This is a genomic window from Flavobacterium branchiophilum NBRC 15030 = ATCC 35035 (assembly GCF_002217205.1).
In the GTDB taxonomy this organism is placed as follows: domain Bacteria; phylum Bacteroidota; class Bacteroidia; order Flavobacteriales; family Flavobacteriaceae; genus Flavobacterium; species Flavobacterium branchiophilum.
Genome location: NZ_MUGT01000174.1, coordinates 1 through 4,824 on the forward strand (window position 1 = coordinate 1; position 4,824 = coordinate 4,824).

Annotated in this window: 3 protein-coding genes; all 3 read left to right on the top strand. The window is 32.3% G+C overall.

What is annotated here, in order from left to right:
* Nucleotides 1-247: 247 nt before the first annotated feature.
* The 3 genes from B0A58_RS15325 (at nucleotide 248) to hppD (ending at nucleotide 4,760) form a co-directional block, all read left to right on the top strand.
* Entirely contained in the window at nucleotides 248-1,405 is a 1,158-nt protein-coding gene (locus tag B0A58_RS15325; RefSeq protein WP_089081768.1) for a homogentisate 1,2-dioxygenase, read from the top strand.
* An 84-nt stretch (nucleotides 1,406-1,489) separates the two neighbouring features.
* Nucleotides 1,490-3,592: a TonB-dependent receptor gene (locus B0A58_RS15330; RefSeq protein WP_243389515.1), complete on the top strand. Its 2,103-nt coding sequence runs from the start codon at nucleotides 1,490-1,492 to the stop codon at nucleotides 3,590-3,592.
* 4 nt (nucleotides 3,593-3,596) lie between these two features.
* Complete coding sequence (gene hppD, locus B0A58_RS15335) at nucleotides 3,597-4,760, top strand: 4-hydroxyphenylpyruvate dioxygenase (RefSeq protein WP_089081770.1); 1,164 nt, start codon at nucleotides 3,597-3,599, stop codon at nucleotides 4,758-4,760.
* Nucleotides 4,761-4,824: the final 64 nt, after the last annotated feature.

The following is a 4,824-nucleotide window of genomic DNA, read 5'->3' on the forward strand; positions in this document are numbered from 1 at the left end:
AACTTAACGACATTGAATTTTAATTATTAAAAAATAGTTTTTATGGCTACATTTTATTTTCTGTCAAATATTGAATTAAAAAAAAATGCCTTTAATCCAACTAATATGAAAAATTGGATAAATCTACCCATACTTCTTAAATTCCTCATCAAGAGAAATCCGGAATGAGAATACTTCTTTTTGTTTTCTTAAAAAGTTTAAAACCGTTTTTTTAAACTTTAAAATATAAATTTTTAAACCTAAAGAAATGCCAATATATCATAAATTAGGAGAAATTCCTCGCAAAAGACATACGCAATTTCGCAAACCAAATGGCGATTTGTATTATGAACAATTGTTTGGAACCGTTGGTTTTGACGGTATGTCCACCAACTCGTATCACGAACAACGACCAACGCAAGTAAAAGAAATCAGAAAACAATACAGCGTTGCTCCAAAAATTGCTAAAGCAAACAACATTCAATCCTATAAATTAAGAGGATTTGAAATAGCACCGCAAGATGATTATCTAGAAAGTAGAAAAATTGTATTGACCAATTCCGATTGTCATATTGTTTTGGCTGCTCCTAGAAAATCAACTACCGATTATTTTTATAAAAACACCGATTCCGACGAGGTTATTTTCATCCATAAAGGAACAGGAAAACTAAGAACCATGCTCGGAAATTTAGATTTCAGTTATGGGGATTATCTTGTTGTGCCTCGTGGTATGATTTATAAAATAGACTTCGACACAGAAGACAATCGTTTGTTTATTGTAGAGTCACACGCTCCAGTTTATACTCCAAAACAATACCGCAATTGGTTTGGGCAATTATTAGAACATGCACCTTTTTGCGAAAGAGACATTCGTCGTCCAGAAGAATTAGAAACCTATAATGAAACTGGAGAATTTGTTATCAAAGTAAAAAAGAAAGACGAAATTTTTGAATTGGTATATGCCTCGCATCCTTTTGATGTTATTGGCTATGATGGTTTCAATTATCCGTATGCTTTTTCTATTCATGATTTTGAACCGATAACAGGTAGAATTCATTTGCCACCGCCTATCCATCAAACTTTTGAAACAAGTGCATTTGTGATTTGTTCATTTGTTCCAAGGCTTTATGATTATCATCCGCTTTCTATTCCTGCGCCATATAATCATAGTAATATTGATGCCGATGAGGTTTTGTATTATGTTGATGGTGATTTTATGAGTAGAAATGATGTGCAACCAGGCAATATTTCGTTGCATCCAGCGGGAATTCCACATGGGCCACACCCAGGAGCTGCAGAACGAAGCATTGGCAAAAAAGAAACCTTAGAATTAGCCGTTATGGTGGATACTTTCAAACCGTTGATGGTTACCGAAGATGCCATGGGAATAGCTGATGAAACGTATTTTCAATCGTGGTTAAAATAATTATGAAATATGTATAAAAAAACATGTAGGTTATTGTTGATATGTTGGATTACAGCTTTAAATGGACAAGAAAAGCCTACAATAATGGAAGAAGTAATAATAAAAGCTAGAAAAAAGACAAATAAAGAAAACAAGGAATTTGAAAAACATGCTCAAAGTATAGAATCATTGTCTGAATATGAATTGAATAGAAACAATCCAAATTTCATTGAGCAAAGTTTAAATACTGTTGCTGGAGTTCAGGTTGATAAACGCACTGCAATTGGTGGGCAACGCATTGTGATAAGAGGGTATGGCAATGATCAGAAATTTAATAATTGGGGAATTAAAATGTATTACAACAATATGCCGCTTACAAATGCTGACGGAATAACAATATTAGACGATATTGATTTTTCGTTTGTACACGCTATCGACGTGGTCAAGGGACCGGCTGCAACACTTTACGGAGGTGGTATTGGAGGAGTAGTTAGATTTTACAGCAAAACTCAAAACGAAAATGGTCATTCTATAGAACAACGGACAGGCTTTGGAACTAATAATTTATTTCAATCCAATTTGATTTTTAATTATAACACGAATCAAACTAAAATGTGTTTAAGTTATAACCATTTAGAAACCAATGGGTATAGACCACATGGTGCAAGCCTAAAAAATTTTATAACATATTTAGGTGATTTCAAAATATCCGATTCAGAAAAAATGAATATATATGCAAGCCATAATTTTTCGTTTGAACAAGTTGCGGGTCAAATTTCGTATTCCGATTATTATCAAGGTATAGATAATGGGAATAGTGCTTATATAAAAAAAAATGCGGGTAACAAATTAAAATCTTTACGATTTGGAATTTCGTATGACAATCAGGTTTCAAAAACAATAAAAAACAGCACCACTTTTTTTTATTATAATTCTGATTTTGAACGTATAGCCGCAGGTGCTTTTGAAATAAGTAAAAACACAAATTATGGCATTAGAAGCCAGTTTACTTTTAAAAAAAATATCAATGAAAAATGGCATTATTCCAATGAATTGGGTACAGAAATTCATGTAACCACATCGCTTATATCTAATTATCGCTTTCTTGGTACTGATGACAACAATCCTTGGTTGGTGTCTGATATTACAAAGGCTTCATATTTTAATTATCAAAACCAGCAAATATCTTTTTTTACCAATAACCGATTAGAATACCAGCCCTTGAAGCTGACATTCATAGTAGGTCTAAGTACCAATAATGTAAAATTTAAAAGAACAGATTTGTTAGCTATTCCAGGTTTAATAAATAATTATAATAAAGATTTGTCATTGACAAAGTCGTTCGGATGGAAATTAAATCCACATTTGGCTTTTCAGAAAAAAATCAAAAATCACATCTTTAATTTAAGTTTGAGTTATGGATATAATGCTCCAACTGCTTCAACTGCATTTATTAGTGGCTTAAATCAAACCAATGATCTATTACAAGCCGAGCAGGCTAAAATGTTTGATTTTAGTATTCACGGATTGTTTTTGGACACCAAATTAGATTATCAATTGGCTTTTTATAACATTCAGATCAAAAACAAACTTACACAACTTTCTGGTGTCAATCCAATTGGTGGTACAGTATATCAATATTGGACTAATACAGGAAACCAAACCAACAAAGGTATAGAATTGAGTATGGGTTATATTTTTGAAACTCAATTTAGTAAAGTGATTCAATCAATTCAACCTTTTTTTAGTTTTAATTATAATGATTTTAAATATAAAAATTTCAACACTAAATTTGGTAATTCCATTGTTGATTACACCAATAAAATAGTTGTAGGTACTCCAGACTATAAATTTTCAATAGGATTTGATTTTAATTTGATTAAAAATTTATACGTCAATACTACTTATAGTCAAATGGGACGTGTATATACTGATTTTGAAAATGCTAATTTGGTTCATGGATTTGAACAATTTAACATGAAAATTGGTTACAAAAAAAATTTTTTTAATAGTAAATGTTTATTGGATTTTTATATTGCTGGAAATAATTTAACAAACAAAATAAATTACAACTTTTTATTTCTAGGAAATAATATTAATGACAATGATGTGGGTAACAATTACCCTACTGGAGTAGCAACAGATGTGAACCCTGGCCCGTCAAAGTCGTATTTTTTTGGAAGTTTAAACCTTAAATATTATTTATAATAACATGAAAAAAGAATTAAAATCAGTCGAGTACGGCTTAGAAAAAATATTTGAAGGAGCACAAGACTTCTTACCTTTATTAGGAACAGATTATGTAGAATTTTATGTTGGAAATGCCAAACAAGCGGCTCATTTCTACAAAACAGCTTTTGGTTTTCAATCGTTAGCTTATGCTGGATTGGAAACTGGAGTAAAAGACCGAGCATCTTATGTATTGAAACAAGACAAAATCCGTTTGGTTTTAACAACTGCACTAAACAGCAATTCTCCAATTGGCGAACATGTAAAAAAACATGGCGATGGTGTAAAAGTAATTGCTCTTTGGGTGGAAGATGCTAGAAAATCGTTTGAAGAAACTACCAAAAGAGGTGCCAAACCTTATTTTGAACCCGTAGTGGAATCGGATGAAAACGGAGAAGTGGTTCGAGCAGGAATTTATGGGGCTTATGGCGAAACTGTTTTTGTTTTTGTAGAAAGAAAAAATTACAACGGCATCTTTTTACCTGGATATAGCGAATGGAAATCAGACTATAATCCTGAACCTGTTGGGCTAAAATTTATTGACCACATGGTAGGAAATACCGGTTGGAACCGAATGAATGAAGCCGTAAAATGGTTTGAAGACGTGATGGGATTTGTGAATTTCTTATCGTTTGACGACAAACAAATTACCACAGAATACTCCGCTTTGATGTCGAAAGTAATGAGCAATGGAAACGGAAGAATAAAATTCCCAATCAACGAACCTGCAAATGGGAAAAAACGTTCACAAATTGAAGAATATTTAGATTTTTATGAAGGCGAAGGCGTGCAACATATTGCAGTGGCAACAGACGATATCATCAAAACAGTGGCAGATATGCGAGCAAGAGGTATTGAATTTTTGAGCACACCTCCACAAGCCTATTATGATGCCATTCCAGAACGATTGAAAGATCACATGACTAAATTTAAAGAAGATATCAACGAGCTTCAAAAACTTGGAATCATGATTGATGCAGATGAAGAAGGGTATTTATTACAAATTTTCACCAAACCGGTAGAAGATAGACCAACGCTTTTCTTTGAAGTGATCCAAAGAATGGGCGCTAGAGGATTTGGAGCAGGAAATTTCAAAGCCTTGTTTGAATCGATTGAAAGAGAACAAGCGTTAAGAGGAACGTTGTAAAATAATATTTATATTAAAATAACTAATTAATAAAATTCTAAAAAAAACACCAAATATATTTATA